Origin of the sequence: Streptosporangium becharense (assembly GCF_014204985.1) — a bacterium.
Classification (GTDB): Bacteria; Actinomycetota; Actinomycetes; order Streptosporangiales; family Streptosporangiaceae; genus Streptosporangium; species Streptosporangium becharense.
This window is the reverse complement of record NZ_JACHMP010000001.1, coordinates 2,220,555-2,237,743: the sequence shown is the minus strand read 5'-3', so window position 1 is coordinate 2,237,743 and position 17,189 is coordinate 2,220,555. Positions and strand designations below refer to the sequence as shown.

Below are 17,189 nucleotides of genomic sequence, written 5' to 3'. Positions count from 1 at the left end.
GTTGGTTTGGTGGATCCGCATCCCATCCCCGCGGGGGACCCCGCATCCGCAGGGCACACGACCCGGGAGGCCCCCGGGCTCCTCCCCGGGTGCGGAGTGCGGAGGCGGCCGTGAGGTTCGGCGTCCCGCTCGGACTCATCCACCCGGACGCGTGGCGGGACGTCGCGGTCGCCGCCGACGAGCTCGGATTCGAGTCGGTCTGGCTGCCCGAGCACCTCGTCTTCACCACCGACCTCTCCCTGGCCGTCTACCCCGGCGCCGACCGCCCCGCGATCTCCCCGGCCACCCCGCTGTTCGACGCCCCCGCGTACCTGTGCTGGCTGGCCGGGCTGACCTCGCGGGTCCTGCTCGGCACCGCCGTGCACCTGTACGCGCTGCGGCACCCGTTCGTCTCCGCGCGGGCCTTCGCCACCCTCGACCGGGTCTCCGGCGGGCGGGCCGTCTGCGGGGTCGGCGCCGGGTGGTACGAGGGGGAGTGGCGGGCGGCCGGGATCGACTTCACCACCCGGGGGGCCAGGCTGGACGAGGCGATCGAGATCACCCGCCGTCTCTGGTCCGAGCCGGTCGTCGCCCACACCGGGCGCTTCTACGACTTCCCGGAGGTCGCCTTCGAGCCCAAGCCGGTCCAGGAACGCCTGCCGATCCTCGCCGGGGGCGAGTCGGACGCCGCCCTACGGCGGGCCGCCCGGCTCTGCGACGGCTGGATCGGCATGCCGCACTCGCCGGAGACGATCCGCCCTCGGCTGGACCGGCTCGCCGCGCTCCGCGACGGCCGGCCCTTCTCGGTCACCGCGCACGCGTACGAGCTGAGCGGGCCCGGTGAGATCCCCCGGTGGGAGGCGCTCGGCGTGGACCGCATGATCGTCCGCCCCTGGCGGCGCAGCCGCGACGCCGTCACGGGCCTGGCGGCCTTCGCGGCGGAGTATCTCCGGTAGCGCTTCGTCATGGGCGGCCCGTCGCGGTCGGCCGGGGCCCCGGCCCCCTTGCGGTCGCCGGCGGTCCGGGCCGCGGTGCCGGTGTCGCCGCGTGACTTCCTCGGCCCGCCGGTCATCGCCGGGACCGCGTGCTCTCCTCGGCCTTCCCGCCCGGGTCTCCCGGGCGGGAAGGCTCTCAGATCCGCGTCCCGGCCCGGCGGCGGCCCCGGTAACCTCCGTGGACCGGAACGTCATCCGGCTCGGCGGCGGGGCCGGTGACGGCGGCGGGTGCGGCCGGTACGGCCGTGGTGACGCCCGCCGGCGCGGCCCGCCGATGACGGCGGCCGGCCAGCGCCGGGGCCGCCGGCGGCGCCGCACCCGCGGGCACGGCTGTCACGGCGGGTGCGACCGGTCCCGTCCCCGCCCTGCGCGGGCGTGCGGACGCGGTCGTGGAACGCGAAGGCGTCACCGGAAGGTCGCCGTGGGCCGCGTCGGCCCGGCGGTGACGGCGCCCGCGCAGTGGGGCGTCCTGGACGAAGGCCGGGGACCCGGCCGCGGACCGCTCCTGCAGGCGGCGGCGCCTGCCCTGGTAGGGGGCCCGGGGGCGCTCCCCGGGGCGCTGCGCGTCGAAGGCCCCCCGCCCGCGGCCGGGTACGGCGGTGTCGCGCGCGTGGTCGCCCCCGGCGGAGGCGCCGCCGGAGAAGGCGTCCCACATCTGGTCGCCGGAGAAGGCGGCCGGGGCGAGGGCGTCCCGCTCGTGGCCGGCCCCGAGGGCCGCCCGGGCGAGGTCGGCCGAGACGGCGTCCTGGGTGCGGACGGTCGCGAAGGCGTCCCAGGTCTGGTCGGTTTCGAGGGCGTCCCGGAGCCGGCGGACCGTGACGTCCCGTTCCGCGCCGGTGCCTGCGAGGAGGTCACCCGTGACACCGGCCGGGAGGGCCTCCTGGGCGGCGTCCGTCGTGGCGCCGCCCAGGACGTCGTCCATGGTGCCCGTCGTGGCGCCGGTGAGGATGTCGTCCATGGCGCTCGCCGTGATGCCGGTGAGGATGTCGTCCGCGGTGCCCGCCGTGATGCTGCCACCCGTGAGGAGGCCGCGGGTGCGGCCGGTCCCGGTGGTCTCCTCGACGTGGGCGGCGGCCGTCGTGAGGGAGGGGAACCCGGCGGCTCCGGCGGGTGTGAGCGTGGTCGTGGCGACGACCTCACGCGGACTGTGGAGCTCGTGCGTGGAGACGGGCGCGGAGAGGGACACGGCCGTCCTGCGGCGGCGGCCGGGCGCGCGGCGGCCCGGAGTCCGGCGGGACGGGGCGGCGGACGCGCCGCCCGCGGCGGCGAAAGCGAGGCGCGTCTTCGACTGCTTCGCCTTGGCGGTGGCGAGGATCGCGACCGCGGCGAGCAGGACCGGGGCGAGCATGCCCGGACTGCCGAGGTCGGCGGCCGGCGAGGTGATGTCCCGGGCGGCGGTGGCGGTGGGGGTGACCACGACCGCGTTGGTGTCGGCGGCGGCGGGCTTGGCGTGCTTGCCGGAGCCGGTACGCCCGGCGGCCGGCGCCGGCGTCGGTGTCGGGCTCTCGGAGCCCCGGGCGCCCGCGGTGTCCTTGGTGTCTGGCCGGGTGCTCTGCGCCGTGGTGCCGGAGGACGTGGAGGCCGCCGTGCCCTCGGCGGGCCGGGACGCGCTCCTGGCGTGTTTGGGGGCCGGCTTGGTGTCGGCTCCGAGGGCCTCCAGGCTCTCCCGTACGGTCCCGGGAGGCATCATCGAAAGCAGGTTGGGGCCGGAGCTCAGCTGCACCGAGTTGCCCGCACCGGCGTCGGCCGGTTTGACGACCACCTGCTTCTCGGACGCCTCCCGCTCCAGGCGGATCTTGACCTTCTCCGGGTACCCGTACCCGACGACCTTGTCGGTGTCACGCACCTTGCGCTTGGCGACACCGCCGTCGATGTTGCCCTCGATCGTGTGGATCTTGTTCCCGACGACCTTCGTCACGATCCCCACGTGGTCGATCTTGCTGATCTTCTTCGACCCGCTCCAGTCGAAGAAGACGAGCGCGCCCGGCTTCGGGACGGTGCCCCAGGCGTCCTGCTCCTTGAACCACTGGGCGTGGTAGACGGTGTAGGCGAACTGACCGACCCAGTCTTGGTAGCCCAGCTTCCAGGCCGCCCATGACAGATACATGTCGCACCAGGGGGCCGCGGTGTAGTCGGCGTCGAACTCGACCGTCTTGCCGTACCAGTCACCGAACTTCGTGTAGCCGCCGCTCCTCTCGGCGTACCCGAGTTCACTCTCCAGCAGCTCTATGAGCTTCTGCATGTCAGGGGTCATAGATCTTCCGGCGACCCCCGGCGGCCTGCGGGCGTGGTCGCGCCGCCTCGCGACCTGGCTGCCGGGAGACGGGGTCGAGCGATGGCACGTTCACGCGAGACGACCGGGAGGGCGGTCGGGACGCGTGTGGCGGCGCCGTAGGCCTGTTGTCTTCCGTGATCAGGGAGGCTACCCGGCGAAAAGGAGCGGTCAAAACATCTAAAAGAACACGTTAAGTTACATAAGATCACGTTTACTGATAAATGGCCATGTCGGAGGCCCTATGAGGGGTGGCGATCGTTAAACCACCCGGAAAAAGATCTACCTGAAGCCGGCGGTGCGGTGCGGTGCGGTGCGGTGCGGTGCGGTCGGCGGCCGGGGGCGGATGGACGTGTCCCCGAGGCCACCGGTTTCGGCTGGGGCCTCTTCGACGACGCCTACTTCCAGGACCGTCGCTTCTGCATTCGGCCCGGGGAGAGAGTGGCGAGGCTGGGAGACGCGCCATGGAGGTTCAACGACAAGGTCTCCTCCATACTGCGGACGAGCGACCACACCTGCGCCGGATGGCCGACGTTCTACTGACCACCCAGCCCCCGGACGAAGCGCCGGGCGGCGGCCACGGCCACGGCCGCCGACTCCATCGAGCGGTAGAGGGGGATCCCCGCACCGGCCGTGATCGCGCGGACCCGGTCCTCGACCCCGTACGGTGCGCACTCGCCGTTCCTGCACACCAGGGTGATCCTGACCCCCGGCAGGTCCCGCTGAGCGCGGGCCAGCTCCCGGGCGTAGGCGTACAGGGGGTCGGCGGTGGTTCCGAAGGTGAAGAAGCTCTGTGCGTTGACGTGCGCCACGACGTCGGTGTACGGCCGTCGTGCGAGGATCGCCGCGATGACCTCCCGGGCCAGCTCCGGGCGGGTCCGCGGGCCGACCGGGATCTCCAGCGGGTTGGCCGGGGAGATCCCGGGCACCCCGCCGCCCAGAACGCCGAGTGCCTGCGCCGCCCCGTCCGGCAACGGCGCCAGCTCCAGCCCCGCCGCGTCGAAGGCGTCGGCCGCCAGCACGCTCGCCCCGCCACTCGGGCCGACCACCAGAACGGAGTGGTCCCCGGAGTGCTCCGCGTCCGGCGCCGCCACCGGACGCGCAGAACTTTCCGGTACGGCGCCTCCGGGTACGGCGCCTCCAGGTACGGCGTCTCCCGGGGCGGATCTCCCGGAGGCGGATCTCCCGGAGGCGGAGCCTCCCGGGGCGGGGCGGATGAGCCGGGAGGCGTGTGACTGGAAGAACGACAGGGTGCCGACCAGGTCGTCCTGACCGGTGACCAGGGCGGCGCCCGTCTGCTCCGCCAGGGCCCGCCAGACGCGGCCGTCACCGGCCATGCCGCCGGTGTGGGAGGCGGCGGCCCTGCGGCCCTGGCCGCTTCGGCCGCCGGTCAGCAGGACGACGGGGAGCCGCCCGCGCACCGCGGCCAGGGCCTCGAACAGGGCCCGGCCGTCCCGGGGGTCCTCCAGATACATGCCGACGACCGAGGTGTGCTCGTCCGTGGCGAGCCAGCGCAGCAGTTCGGCCGGGGTGACGTCGGCGGCGTTGCCGACCGTGGCCACCCGGCTGAACGCCAGTCCGCGCCGCTCACCGACCTTGATCACCTCACCGGCCAGCCCGCCGCTCTGCGAGATCAGCGCCACCCGGCCCGGCGGGCCCTGCCGCCCGCCGACGAAGGTCTGCCGGCCGCGTGGGCTGTAGACGCCCATGCAGTTCGGTCCGAGCAGCCGTGTCCCGGCCTCCCGGGCCGCGGTGACCAGGCCGGCCTCCAGCCCGGGTTCTCCGGCCTCGCCGAACCCGCCGCTCATCACCTGGACGAACGGCACGCCCGTCGCCTGCCGCACGACCTCGGCGCATCGGCCGGCCGGGACGGCCACCAGCGCGTAGTCGACGTCCGCGTCCGCCAGCGTCGGCACCGCGGGCACGCCGCCGACCTCCGCCGCCTCGGGATGCACCGCGACCAGCGGCACTCCGGTGGCCTTGTAGAACTCCAGGAACATGTTCCCGAAGTTCGGCCTGCCGGTGGACGCTCCGACCACGGCCACGGCTCTGGGCTCGAACAGCGCGGTGAAGTCCCCCGGCCGGCTCCCGTCCTCCCGCGGTGCGGTGAAGTCCCCCGTCCGGCTCCCGTCCTCCCGGGGCCCGGCGAGGTCCCGATCCCCGTCCGGTGCGGCGGGTGTCCGGGGGGTGGGCAGGTGGCGCGCGTCCACCGCGACGGCGCCGTCCCCGGTGGCGATCACCGGATTGAGCTCGAACTCGCCGAGCTCCAGCCGTTCCCACAGCCCCCCGCGACCGCCGACCGCGAGCAGCAACCGCACCACGGCCTCGACGTCCACCGGCGGGCGGCCCCGATGGCCGTGCAGCAGCGGCGCACCCCGCAGGGAGGCGAGCATCCGCCGGGCGTCGTCCGTGGAGATCGGACACAGGCGTAGTGCGGTGTCGTCCAGGACCTCGGTCCAGACGCCGCCGAGCCCGGCGAGCAGGACGGGGCCGAAGCCCGGGTCGCACACCACGCCGACGATCAGCTCGACCCCCGGCGGCATCTGCTCCTCCACCAGGAAACCGCCGGGGACGACACCCAGGCGGGTGAGCCCGGCCAGCATCTCGGCGGCGGCCCGTTCGACCCCGGCCGGGCCGGTCAGCCCCAGCCGGACCGCCCCGGCGTCCGACTTGTGCACCAGCCCCGGGCCGAACGCCTTGAGCACCAGGGGCGAGGTCAGTGTCGCGGCGACGGCACCGGCCTCGCGGGGGGAGCCCGCCGTCGTGCCTCGCGGCACCGCCACCCCGTGCTCGCGCAGCAGTGCCTTGACCTCGTGCTCGTACGGGCCGCGGCCCGCGCTCACGCCTCGTCCAGGAGGTGCCGGTAGCGGTCCCGGATCTCCCGCCGCAGCAGCTTGCCCGGCCCGCCGGAGGCGTCCCGGAAGTGGGGCAGCTCGGGGACGACCACGACGCGGTCCGGGCGCCGGTGGGCGGGCAGGACACCGGTGAGGGCGTGGGCGATCCCGGCGGGGTCGAGCCGGTGGCCGGCCCTGGCGACCACCGCGAGCAGGATCCGCTGCTCCACCGCCTCCCGGCCCTCGGGCTGCTCGGGGACCCCGGCCGCCCCGGCCTCGGCGACGCCGTCCAGCGCGGTCGCCGCCTCCTCGATCGACGCGGGCTGCGACCAGGCGCCGCCCTTCAGGATGGAGTCCTCCCGGCGGCCGAGCACGGTCAGGTTGCCGTCCTCACCGAGGACGCCCAGGTCGCCGCCCACGTACCACTCGCCGCGCAGCACCTCGGCGGTCCTGCCGGGCAGTCCGTCGTAGCCGGCCATGCGGTGCGGCCCGGCGAGGTTGATCTCGCCGACCTCGCCGACCACCCGCTCACCGGAGGGACCGGTGACGCGCACGGCGTTGCCGGTCCTGGCCCTGCCGGAGGAGCCCGGCGGGGTGCTGCCGTCGTCGACCCGGCCGAAACAGGTGTAGGGGGCCTCGGTCTGCCCGTAGTAGGAGTAGACGCCCGCGTCGGGGAGCCGCTCCTTCATCCGGGCCAGCAGCGTCGTAGGGAGCGGCTCGCCGCCCAGCATGATGACCCGCAGGGAGGACAGATCCACCCCCTCGTGCTCGCCGGAGGCCAGGAGCGCCGCGTAGAAGGACGGGATCTGTGAGACATGGGTGACGCGCTCCCGGGGAACGACCTTCAGGAAGTTCGCCGGCCCCCAGTCCTGCTCCAGCACCAGCCGCATGCCCGCGTACAGCGCGGGACCGACCAGCGCGGGGAAGCCGATGCCCCAGATGATCGCCCCGGTGCCGAGCACCGAGTCCTCGGCGTGCGGGACGTCCAGCCAGATCTGCGCGGTGGCGAACGACGAGGCGTGCGTGTGGACCACGGCCTTGGGCAGACCGGTCGTCCCCGAGGTGTAGTAGAGCGCCAGCGGGTCGTCGCCGAAGCCGCCCAGCGGGGGTTCCTCCTCGGAGGCGCCGGCGGTGAGCGCGTCCAGGTCGACGGCCTCCGCGCCGGGCCCGCCGATCCTCACCCAGCGGGTGACCTCCGGCAGCCGGGGGCGGATCTCCGCCACGGAGCGCTCGACGGTGGAATCGTAGACGAACGCGGCGGCCCGGGAGTGCGCGACGACCTCCCGCAGGGTCTCGACCGGCCAGTACGGGTTGAGCGTCGCGACGACGGCGCCGAGCTTGGCCGCGGCCAGGTAGACCTCGGCCACGTGCAGCGTCTCGTTGAGCAGCGCCGCCACCCGCCGTCCCGGCTCGACCCCGGCGGCCGCCAGCGCGTGGGCCCGCCTGTTGACGCGACGGTCGAGCTCGGCGTAGGTGAGGCTCCGTTCGCCGCAGTAGGTCAGCGCGACCCGGTCGGGGGTGCGCAGGGCACCGGCGGTGAGGACGGCGTGCGCGTAGTTGCCATAAGGGTTGCCATAAGGGTTACCGCGGGGGGTGCCACAGGGATCGCCGTGGGGGCTGCCTGCCGGGGTCGGGTGCGCCATGGCTGGCCTCCGTTCAGGGGACGGGTCGGGACGCCACCGGGCCCGATCACGCGGGTCTCCACTGGGGCAGGTCGTCGACGAAGGTCACACGCACCGGCATGCCGATCCGCACGAGGTCCGGCGGGCACTCCACCACCTGCCCGAACGCCCGCACACCTTCGGGCAGGTCGATCCAGGCCGTCACGTACGGCTCCCGGCCCCGGAACCCGGGGGCGAACGAGCGGTGCACCACGGTGAAGGTGTGCACGGTGCCATCGCCGGAGACGGGTTCGTAGGGCAGCTCGGTGCCGCCGCAGTGGGGGCATTCGGGGGCGGGCAGGTGCACCCGCCGGTCGCAGGCCGTGCAGCGCTGGACGACCAGCTCACCGCGGCGGCAGGCGTCCCAGTAGGCGCGCGTGTCGAAGCTCATCGATCGCCAAGCTAGCGCACGCTTGGTTTGCTTACAAGGCGCGGTCCTTGCCCATTTCGCCGGGAACGTCCACGAAGCCCGCGGGCTCCCGCGCGGGGGAGGGCCGCGGGGTCGCGGCGGGCTCCCCGACCGGGACGGGCACCCGGGACGGTGAAGAATTCGGCGAGGGCACCGACGGCGGCTCTGACGGTGGCTCTGACGGCGGTTCCGACGGCGGCCCGGAGGAGGGCCCGGACGAGCAGTCGGGCAGGTCGATCCGCGCCTCGCGGGTGACCGTACCGCCCGCCGGCACGGTGGTGATCGTCACCGTCCGGACGGCGTACTCCCCACAGCGGGGCAGCGGGGCGAACTCCCCGGCGATCCGGCGCCGGTAGTCGACGGCGCCGGAGAGCGGAAGCTCCCGGACGGTGCCCGCCGGAGTGTCCCGGCCGCCGGCGACCCGCTGCGTGAAGCCGAGCCGGACGGTCACCGGCGAGGTGTCCGCCGTCCGCACCCGGAAGCCCACCACGGCGCCGTCGAAGGCACCGATCGAGACCGAGGGCGGCGCGCACGGCTCGCCCCGGACCGTCTCGGTCCGGGTGCGCGTGCCGTTCTCCGCCCGGGGGGAGGTGGAGACGGTCACCCTGCGGTAGAGCGTCCGCCCGCAGCCGGGGGTGGAGAAGGCGTAGGGGACCGTCCGGGAGTAGGCCGTCGATCCGGCGAGCGTGACGGCGCGCGAGGACGCCTCCCGGAGCCGGTCCGGGTCGTCCCCCTCGGCGAAGGCGACGGTCAGCACGACGTCCGCCGGGGTGGAGGCGCGCAGTCCGATCGTGGCGCCGTCCGCGTCGATCCCGGTGACCGCCAGGTCGCCGACCGCGTGCACCGGCTCCGGGGACGGCGTGCCCGTGGGAGTGGGGGTCGGCACGCGGGTGGGGGGCGACGTGGGAGCCGGGGTGGGGGCCTGGGTGGGGGCCTGGGTGGGGGGCCGCACCGGTGTGGGTGCGGCGGTGGCCGTCCGCGTGCGGGTCGGGACCGGCGGTGGCGGGGTGACCCGGCCGGCCCCGCCGGCCCGTGGGGGCGGTACGGGGCGTCCGGTGGCCGCGGCGGTCGGCGCCGGCTCCGGCGCGGTGGCCGGACCGGCCACGCCCGGGGCGTCGGGCACCGGTGGCGCCGGGCTCCGCCGACGCGGCGCGGGCCTCTCCCCGGCCACCGCGGGACCGGGCGGGGGAGTGAAGACGGTGCCCGCGGAGAGCCGGTCGGACGGGCGGTTGGCCGCGATGAGAGCGACGGTCACCGCGACGGTGACCACGCCGACCCCGGCCAGCGTCCGCGGGCCCGGCCGGAGGCGGCGCATCCGCCCCACCCGGCCGAGTACGGTGCCGGCGATCGAGGTGCTCGCCCGCGGGGCCGGCCTGGCCAGCGGGAACGCCAGCGCCAGCAGTGTGGCGAGCTCGGCCAGATGCCGACGTCCGCGCTGTTCCCACTCCGACCCGTAGGCGGCCAGCGCCGCCGTCTCCACCTCGTCGAGGAACGCCCGCGCGCTCACCGGCCGGTCCGCCGGGTGCTTGGCCATGCCCCGCGCGACCAGCGCGCGGACCGAGCTCGGCACCTCGTGCACCGGGATCGGGGCGTCGCGGTGCCGGTGCATCAGCACGGCGTCGTGGCCGGCCGGGTACGGCCGGTGCCCGGTGAGGCACTCGAAGAACACGCACGTGGCCGCGTAGACGTCCGTGGCGGCACTCGCCGGGGCTCCGTCCCACTGTTCCGGCGCCATGTAGGGCGGGGTGCCCGCGGCCACGCCCGTCTCCCCGACGTGCGTGGCGATGCCGAAGTCGGCCAGCTTGCTGGCGCCGTCGGCCTGGACGAGCACGTTCTCCGGCTTGTAGTCGCGGTGGACGACCCCTGCGGCGTGGACGGACGCCAGGCCCAGCAGCGAGCCCTTGAGTACGGTGAGCGCCGCCTCGGGGCTCGTGCCGCCGTGCCGGGTCAGGATCTTCCTCAGCGAGACTCCGTCGACCAGCTCCATCACGATCGCGGCGTCGAGCACGTCCTCGTAGTACTCGTAGAGCTGCACCACGTTCGGGTCGCTCAACTCCACCATGATCCGCGCTTCCTCGCGGAAGCGCGTCAGGAAGCGGTGATCGTCCTTCAGGGCCGCGTTGAGGTACTTGATGGCCACGTAGGCTCCGGTGGCGGTGTACGTGGCCAGCACCACGCGTCCGCCCCCGCCGACGCCGAGCTCTCGAACCTCGCGGTATCCCGGAACCACTGCAGATCCCCCTCAGAGTGCCGTCAACTTGTTCGACGGTCTCACCCATGGGGCTGGTTGTCACGATCGATGAATTTTGTCGTAGAGCGCGCGGTTGTCGGGCCGGGAGAAGGCCCGGCCGCGTGTTAGGCTCCGAGCGATGACCAAGCAAGCGCTCGACTAGATGGAGCGCGGGTGCGGTGGAGGCGTGGACACATGGACGGCCTGCGACTGGACGGCCGCGTCGCGGTGGTGACCGGCGGCGCGGGGGCGATCGGCGCGGCCGTCTGCCGTGACCTCGCCGCGCTCGGGGCCCGGGTCGTCGTGGCCGACGTGGACGAGGACGGCGCCGTCGCCGTCGCCGACGAGATCAACGGCACCTCCAAGGGCCCGGCCGGCCCGCCTCGACCTCCTCGCCCTCCGGGTCCGTCCGTCCCGCCCGGCCCTCCCCACCCGTCTCGTCCGCCCGAGCCGCCTGTCCCACCGGGTCCGTCCGTCCCGCCCGGGCCGCGGTCCGGGTCCCGTACGGGACCGCGGGCGCCCGCCGTCGCCCTGTGCGTGGATCTGGCCGATCCCGGCTCCGTGGAGCGGGTCCCCGACCGGACCGGGCCGGTGGACATCCTCGTCAACAACGCCGGGATCTCGATCGTGGAGCCGTTCGCCACGAGCGACCCGGCGGGCTGGGAGCTGATGTGGCGGGTCAACCTGCGCGGCCCGATGCTCCTGACCCGGCTGCTGCTGCCGGGGATGACCGAACGGGGCTGGGGCCGGCTGGTCTTCGTCTCCTCCGACGGGGCACGGGCCGGCTCCGGCGGCGAGGGGGCGTACGCCGCGACCAAGGCCGGGCTGTTCGGCCTGGCCAAGAGCCTCGCCAGGGAGGCCGCGCGGGGCGGCGTCACCTCGAACGTGGTCTGCCCCGGCCCCACCGACACCCCGATGCTCCGCCGCGTCGACGCCGAGAGGCCGGGGCTGGTCGGCAGGATCGTCAGGGACGTCCCGCTGCGCCGCCTGGGCACCCCCGAGGACGTCGCGGGGCTGGTCGCCTACCTGTGCACCGACCGGGCCGCCTACGTCACGGGCCAGACGCTGTCGGTCAGCGGCGGCGTCACGATGCACTGAGAGCGGGCGTCCACGTGAGCACCGAACCCGGCGACAGCGCCGAATCCGGCAACGGTACCGAATGCGGCAATGACACCGACCCCGGCGACAGGGCCGAGCCCGGCAACTGGGGCCGCTTCGGTCCGCAGGACCAGCGCGGCACCCTGAACCTGCTGACCCCCGCCGCCGTCCTGGCCGCCCTGGGCTCCGCGGTCACCGGCCGGGTGATCAGTCTGGCCATGCCGATCCGGGGTGCGACCTCTTCGGCCGCTCCCACGACGGTTCCCCACCTGCGGGGCCGGCCACTGCCGCAGCACTTCATGTCGGTCGACGGCGGCGACTACGCGGCCGGTGCCCGCCCGATCGGAGCCGGCCTGCGCGTGGCCGACGACGCACTCGTCGTCACCCACCACGGGACCACCACCCACATGGACGCGCTGTGCCACATGTGGTCGGGGGAGGAGCTCTACAACGGCCACCCGGCCGCCCGGGTCAGGTCGTACGGCGCCGCCCGCTGCGGTATCGAGAACGTCGGTGGGGTCGTGGCGCGGGGGGTGCTCTTCGACGTCCCCCGCCACCTCGGCCTCGCCCACCTCCCGGTGGACTTCCGCGTCTCCGGCGACCTGCTGGCGGAGATCCACGACGACGTACGCCCCGGTGACGTGGCCGTGGTCCGCACCGGCTGGCCCCTGGTCTGGGAGAGCTCCCCCGAGGCGTACTGGGCGGGCCAGCCGGGGCTGTCCGCCGACGGCGGCCGGTGGCTCGCCGCCCGCGACGTCGCCGTGGTCGCCGCCGACAACGCCGCCGTCGGCGGCCTCGACGCCCGCCAGCTCGCCGGCGAGAGCATCGAGGACGACCTGCACATGATCCTGCTCTGGCGGCACGGCATCCATCTGGCCGAGATGCTCTCACTGGAGGAGCTCGGCGCGGCCTGCGCCGGCCGTCCCGGCGGGGACTTCGTCTTCGTCGCGGCGCCGCTGCGGATCGAGGGCGGGACGGGCAGCCCGATCACGCCCCTGGCGATCCTCTGAAGGCGGCCGTCCTCCACCATCCGAACCCTTTGAAGGCATCCTCCGCGAGCCTCCGGGGGACGGCTCTCCGCCCGTGCCCGCCCGACCCAGCCCGATCCTGTCCGATCCTGTCCGATTCGGGCAGATCCCGCCCGATCCCGCCCGATCCGGGCCGGGACATCTGTCCCGGCCGATCGCGTACCGATGAGTCTGGGGCGCCGGACCCGGTCCTGACAGCGTGGAGGCATGAGTGGAGACAGGAGAGGAAAGACGGCAGGTGCCCTGGCCGCGGTGGTCGCCCTGGTGGCGGCGTGCGCGGGTCCGCCGGCGGGACAGGCGCGAGAGGCGGCCGGCGCTCCCGCCGGTGTGGGCACCGCCGGGAGCGTCGGTACGGGCACCGTCGGCGACGCCGGTGGAAGCGCCGACGGGAGCATGGTGCGGACCGACGCGGGGGCCGTGCGGGGGACGGTGACCCACGGGCACCGGATCTTCCAGGGAATCCCGTACGCGGCCCCGCCGGTCGGCGAGCTCCGCTGGAGCTCCCCCCGCCCGCCCGCCCCCTGGGCCGGCGTCAGGGACGCCACCCGGCCGGGTGCCATGTGCCCGCAGGTGGGCAGCGACTACGCGAAGATCTCCAGCTCGAAGGAGGACTGCCTGTTCCTCAACGTGACCGTGCCGCGCACACCCGGCGGCGGAAAGCCGGTCATGGTGTGGATCCACGGCGACGGCGCGCTGGGCTCGGGAGATCTCGCCGACGCGCGCCGCCTCGCCACCAGGGGGGACGTGGCGGTCGTCACGATCAACTACCGGCTCGGCGTGTTCGGCGGGTTCGGCTACCCGGGGCTGGCCGGGTCGGGGACCTACGGTCTGCAGGACCAGCAGGCCGCCCTGCGCTGGGTCCGCCGCAACGCCGCCGCGTTCGGCGGCGATCCCGGCAACGTGACCGTGTTCGGCGTCTCCTGGGGGGCGCTGAGCATCACCGGTCACCTGACCTCACCCGGTGCCCGCGGCCTGTTCGACCGGGCCGTCCTGCAGAGCGGCGAGGGCATGATGGACATGCTCGCCGGCAGCATGGGGGAGGACGTTCCCGCCCAGCCCTCCTACGGCCTGCGCACCGTGCGCGAGACCGAGGAGACGGGGAAGTACGCGGCGTCCCGGCTCGGCTGCGGCGACCTGCGCTGCCTGCGTGCCCTGCCGGTGGAGCGGATCCTGAAGGTCCCGCAGATCATGAACATGTTCCAGGCGTACGCGCACGGCGGCGAGACGCTGCCCCGTCCGCCGGCCGGGGAACTGCGGGCCGGGCGCTTCCACCGGGTCCCGGTGATCTCCGGGGCCACCCGTGACGAGCATCGCCTCTTCACCGCCCTGCTGCACGAGGCGGCGGGCAGGCCGGTCACCGCGGCGGCCTACCGCGGGCTGCTGCGCACCGCGTTCGGCCGCGAGGCGGCGGCGGTCGCCGCCGAGTACCCGCCGGACAAGCACGGTTCCCCCGCGCTGGCCTGGTCCGCCGTCGTCACCGACCGGATGTGGGCCCGCGCGACGTTCGAGCAGAACCGGCTGCTCGGCGCCGGGGTTCCGGTCTACGCCTACCAGTTCGCCGACCGGAAGGCCCCGATGTTCCTGCCGCTGAGGACGGACTTCCCCTTCGGCGCCTTCCACGCGGCCGACCTGCCGTACCTGTTCACCGAGGAGAAGGCGGCGTTCACCCCCGCCCAGCGGGCGCTGTCGGACCAGATGATCGACTACTGGACCGCCTTCGCCCGCACCGGGGACCCCAACGGAGCCGGGCGGCCCCGCTGGGAGCGCTTCGACCCCGCCGCGTCCGTCCCGCACACCCAGGCGCTCGTACCGGGTGCGGTCGGGCCCGTCGACTACGCCGCCGACCACAACCTCGGCTTCTGGCCGGAGCCGTCCTGATCCGGCCTCCCGGCGCCGGGATCGGCCGTCCTGGTCCCGGCCTTCCCGGTGCGGGGTCAGCCGTCCTGGCCCCGGTCTTCGGTGCGGGGTCAGCCGCCGGGGTAGCCGCCGCCACCGTGGGCGGCGTCGAGGGCGTCGTAGTCGGGGGTGAAGCCCTTCTTCGGGATGGCCTCGACGAAGGCGACGTGGCGGGGTCTCTTGTAGGAGGCGATCCTGGCCCGGACGTGCTCGGCGACGTCCTCGGCGGTGACCGGCCCGGCATCGTCCGCGAGGACCACGACGGCCTTGACCACCTGGTGCCACCGGTCGTCGGGCACCCCGATCACGGCCGCGTCCGCGACGGCGGGGTGGGTCTTCAGCACGCGCTCGACCTCGGCCGGGTAGACGTTCTCGTTGCCCGACTTGATCATGCGGAGCCGCGGGCCGACGAACGTGATCGTGCCGTCGGCCTCCCGGCGGCCGAGGTCACCGGTGTGGTGCCAACCGTCCCGGATCCTGGCCGCGGTCAGCTCCGGCCGGTTGAGGTAGCCGGAGAAGAGCGACCTGCCGCGTGCGCAGATCTCGCCCACCTCCCCGGCGGGCACCTCGCGGCCGTCGGGGTCCAGGATCCGCACCTGGACCAGCGGGGACGGCCGCCCGGCGGGACCGGCGGCACCGGGCGCCAGCCCGAGGAAGGTCAGCATGCCGCCCACCTCGGTCTGCCCGTAGCCGCCCATCTTCGACCGGCACCAGGGGGAGTCGTCCACCGTCGTCATCGCGTCCCACGCGGCCGAGTGGGAGACGAAGCGGAGCGAGGACAGGTCGTACCGGCCGTCCCCGTTCGCCTCGGCCACCTCGTCGATCATCCGGCCGAACAGGAACGCCTGGGTGACCTTCTCCGCCTCGACCAGCCGGCAGACCTCCTCGGCGTCGAACGCGGGGGTGAAGACGTTCGTCCCGCCGATCTGCAGGGTGGCCAGGCAGAACATCATTGTGCCCACGTGGAACAGCGGGCCGCTGTTGAGGAAGGTGAAGCCCGGCTCCATCTGGCGGACCACCAGCAGCGACACGCTGTGCGCGACCAGGGCGGCGCTGCTGAGCAGGGCGGCGGCGGGACGGCCGTCGAAGGCGGCGGTGTAGAGCGCGAGAACCGGCGCCGTGTCGTCACCGGTGTCGTCACCGGTGTCGTCGCCGGTGCCGCCGCCGGGGTCGCTGGTGCCGCCGGGGTCGCCGTCCGCGCTTCCACCGGACCCGCCGGACCCGCCGGCCAGGAACGTCTCATAACCGGCCCCCATGAGGATCCAGTCGTCCCCGCGGAGCGGCGCGGCGGCCTCCGACTCCTCCCAGACGACGGCCTTCGGGGCCAGGTCGTCCAGGACGAAGGCCAGCTCGCCGGTCGACTGCCGCCAGTTGGCCGGGCAGAAGACCGCGCCGAGCCGGGAGGCGGCCAGCAGCAGCTCCAGTACCGCGTGGCTGTTGCGTCCCAGCCACAGCACCCGGTCTCCGGCGGCGACGCCCCGCGCGGCCAGCGCGTCGGCCAGGCGGGTGACCCGCGCGTCGAGCTCGGGGTAGGTGAGCCGCACCTCGCCGTCCACCACGGCCGTCACCAGGGGGCGGCTGCGGGCGTGCTCGGCGAGGACGTCGGACAGGGTCAACCGGTGGATCATCGCGTCTCCTGCTGGGGATGGCGTGCGACCGCGGCCCGCGCCGCGGCCGGCACGCGTCGTACGGGACCGGTCACCGGAAGGCCGGCATGACCTCGGCGGCGAAGAACCGCATCACCTTCTCCAGCTCCGCCGCCGGCATCGGCCGGGTGCTGCCGAAGTCGCAGAGCAGGTTGGCGAACCCGGCGTCCCGGAGCAGCCGGATCTGGCCGATCACCCGCCCGGGGTCGCCGATGACCTCCAACTGCTCCCAGCGGAAGTCGTTGGAGAGCGAACCACCCTTGAGGTAGCGGTCCTGGTAGTACTCGAACCCCTGCGCCGCCCGGCCGGTCCGCGGGTCGATCGGTGCGCTCTCCCGGTTGAAGATCCGGCCCCGGTCGAAACCCGCCTCGAAGGCGGCCTGGTCCTCGCGGGCCCGTTCCAGGGTCGGGGCCACGTAGACGCTGCGCGCGACCACCAGCTCGGCACCGGTCACGTCGTGCCCGGTGCGCTCGGCGGTCTCCCGCCAGGTCCGCGCGGCCCCGACCACCTTGTGGAACGGCGCGGCCGGGTCGGCCAGGATCGGCAGGCCGCGTCCGGCGTACATGGTGACGGTCTCCGGCGACACGGCCGCCACGTGGATCGGCGGGAACGGGGACTGGAGCGGCCGGGGGACGAGCTCCACCCCGGTCCCGGTCCGGTAGAACTTGCCCTCGTGCCGGAAGGCCCCGGCGCCCCACAGCCCGAGGACGACCTCCAGCGCCTCGTCGAACCGGTCACGGGCCTCGGCCAGCTCGACGCCGAAGCCCTGGAACTCGAAGCTCTGGTAGCCGCGTCCGATGCCCAGCTCCAGCCGCCCGCCGGAGAGAACGTCGACCATCGCCGCCTCCTCGGCGACGTGGATCGGGTTGTGCAGCGGCAGCACCACGACGCCGGTTCCCAGCCGGATCCGGTCGGTGCGCGCCGCCATGGCCGCGAGCATCGTGAACAGGTTGGGGACCACGCCGTAGTCGCGGAAGTGGTGCTCGGCCAGCCGGACGCCGTGGAACCCCAGCTCCTCGGCGAGTTCGATCAGCCGCAGGTGGTGGTCGTAGACGTCCTTGAAGCTCTGGCCGTCGAACCGGTGGAAGAGGTGGAAGGTCGAGAACTTCATCGGCTGTCCCCTGGGGGTCGTCTCCGGCTG

The 17,189-nt window shown here is 74.5% G+C and carries 11 protein-coding genes; 4 read left to right on the top strand and 7 right to left on the bottom strand.

Annotated elements, in window-relative coordinates; all coding sequences use genetic code 11:
* Window positions 1–110 precede the first annotated feature (110 nt).
* Window positions 111–935 carry a TIGR03619 family F420-dependent LLM class oxidoreductase gene (locus F4562_RS09605; RefSeq protein ID WP_184542735.1) on the top strand — a complete coding sequence of 275 codons (825 nt, stop codon included), beginning with the start codon at window positions 111–113 and terminating at the stop codon, window positions 933–935.
* A gap of 175 nt (window positions 936–1,110) precedes the next feature.
* On the opposite strand, the gene F4562_RS09600 is transcribed toward F4562_RS09605, so the two are convergent.
* From F4562_RS09600 to F4562_RS09580, 5 genes are all read right to left on the bottom strand, one after another.
* Entirely contained in the window at window positions 1,111–3,216 is a 2,106-nt protein-coding gene (locus F4562_RS09600) for a CHAP domain-containing protein (RefSeq protein WP_246473398.1), read from the bottom strand.
* Window positions 3,217–3,782: 566 nt separating this feature from the next.
* On the bottom strand, window positions 3,783–6,089 hold the full coding sequence (locus tag F4562_RS09595; RefSeq protein WP_184542731.1) for an acetate--CoA ligase family protein: 2,307 nt from the start codon (window positions 6,087–6,089) through the stop codon (window positions 3,783–3,785).
* Window positions 6,086–7,723, bottom strand: coding sequence for a class I adenylate-forming enzyme family protein (locus F4562_RS09590; protein WP_184542729.1), 1,638 nt, complete (start codon window positions 7,721–7,723; stop codon window positions 6,086–6,088). Before F4562_RS09590 ends, F4562_RS09595 begins: the two co-directional genes overlap by 4 nt.
* 46 nt (window positions 7,724–7,769) lie before the next feature.
* Window positions 7,770–8,132, bottom strand: coding sequence for a Zn-ribbon domain-containing OB-fold protein (locus F4562_RS09585; RefSeq protein ID WP_184542727.1), 363 nt, complete (start codon window positions 8,130–8,132; stop codon window positions 7,770–7,772).
* A gap of 31 nt (window positions 8,133–8,163) precedes the next feature.
* Window positions 8,164–10,380, bottom strand: a complete 2,217-nt coding sequence (locus F4562_RS09580; RefSeq protein WP_184542726.1) for a serine/threonine-protein kinase — start codon at window positions 10,378–10,380, stop codon at window positions 8,164–8,166.
* Between the two features lie 195 nt (window positions 10,381–10,575).
* On the opposite strand from F4562_RS09580, the gene F4562_RS34780 reads away from it, so the two are divergent.
* The 3 genes from F4562_RS34780 to F4562_RS09565 all read left to right on the top strand — a co-directional run bounded on the left by F4562_RS34780 (window position 10,576) and on the right by F4562_RS09565 (window position 14,384).
* Window positions 10,576–11,478 carry an SDR family NAD(P)-dependent oxidoreductase gene (locus tag F4562_RS34780; protein ID WP_246473397.1) on the top strand — a complete coding sequence of 301 codons (903 nt, stop codon included), beginning with the start codon at window positions 10,576–10,578 and terminating at the stop codon, window positions 11,476–11,478.
* Window positions 11,479–11,621: 143 nt separating this feature from the next.
* Window positions 11,622–12,488, top strand: coding sequence for a cyclase family protein (locus F4562_RS09570; protein ID WP_246473868.1), 867 nt, complete (start codon window positions 11,622–11,624; stop codon window positions 12,486–12,488).
* A 225-nt stretch (window positions 12,489–12,713) separates the two neighbouring features.
* Window positions 12,714–14,384 carry a carboxylesterase/lipase family protein gene (locus F4562_RS09565; protein ID WP_184542721.1) on the top strand — a complete coding sequence of 557 codons (1,671 nt, stop codon included), beginning with the start codon at window positions 12,714–12,716 and terminating at the stop codon, window positions 14,382–14,384.
* An 89-nt stretch (window positions 14,385–14,473) separates the two neighbouring features.
* Here F4562_RS09565 and F4562_RS09560 read toward each other — a convergent pair whose 3' ends face one another.
* Window positions 14,474–16,030 (bottom strand): AMP-binding protein, encoded by a 1,557-nt coding sequence (locus F4562_RS09560; RefSeq protein ID WP_184542719.1) that lies wholly within the window; start codon window positions 16,028–16,030, stop codon window positions 14,474–14,476.
* 70 nt (window positions 16,031–16,100) lie between these two features.
* On the bottom strand, window positions 16,101–17,159 hold the full coding sequence (locus F4562_RS09555) for an LLM class flavin-dependent oxidoreductase (protein ID WP_184542717.1): 1,059 nt from the start codon (window positions 17,157–17,159) through the stop codon (window positions 16,101–16,103).
* Window positions 17,160–17,189: the final 30 nt, after the last annotated feature.

Bases quoted from the DNA above. Each gene is read 5' to 3' on its own strand.
- F4562_RS09600 (WP_246473398.1), bottom strand. From the start codon at position 3,216: ATGCAGAAGCTCATAGAGCTGCTGGAGAGTGAACTCGGGTACGCCGAG.
- F4562_RS09590 (WP_184542729.1), bottom strand. From the start codon at position 7,723: ATGGCGCACCCGACCCCGGCAGGCAGCCCCCACGGCGATCCCTGTGGC.
- F4562_RS09585 (WP_184542727.1), bottom strand. From the start codon at position 8,132: ATGAGCTTCGACACGCGCGCCTACTGGGACGCCTGCCGCCGCGGTGAG.
- F4562_RS34780 (WP_246473397.1), top strand. From the start codon at position 10,576: ATGGACGGCCTGCGACTGGACGGCCGCGTCGCGGTGGTGACCGGCGGC.
- F4562_RS09565 (WP_184542721.1), top strand. From the start codon at position 12,714: ATGAGTGGAGACAGGAGAGGAAAGACGGCAGGTGCCCTGGCCGCGGTG.
- F4562_RS09560 (WP_184542719.1), bottom strand. From the start codon at position 16,030: ATGATCCACCGGTTGACCCTGTCCGACGTCCTCGCCGAGCACGCCCGC.
- F4562_RS09555 (WP_184542717.1), bottom strand. From the start codon at position 17,159: ATGAAGTTCTCGACCTTCCACCTCTTCCACCGGTTCGACGGCCAGAGC.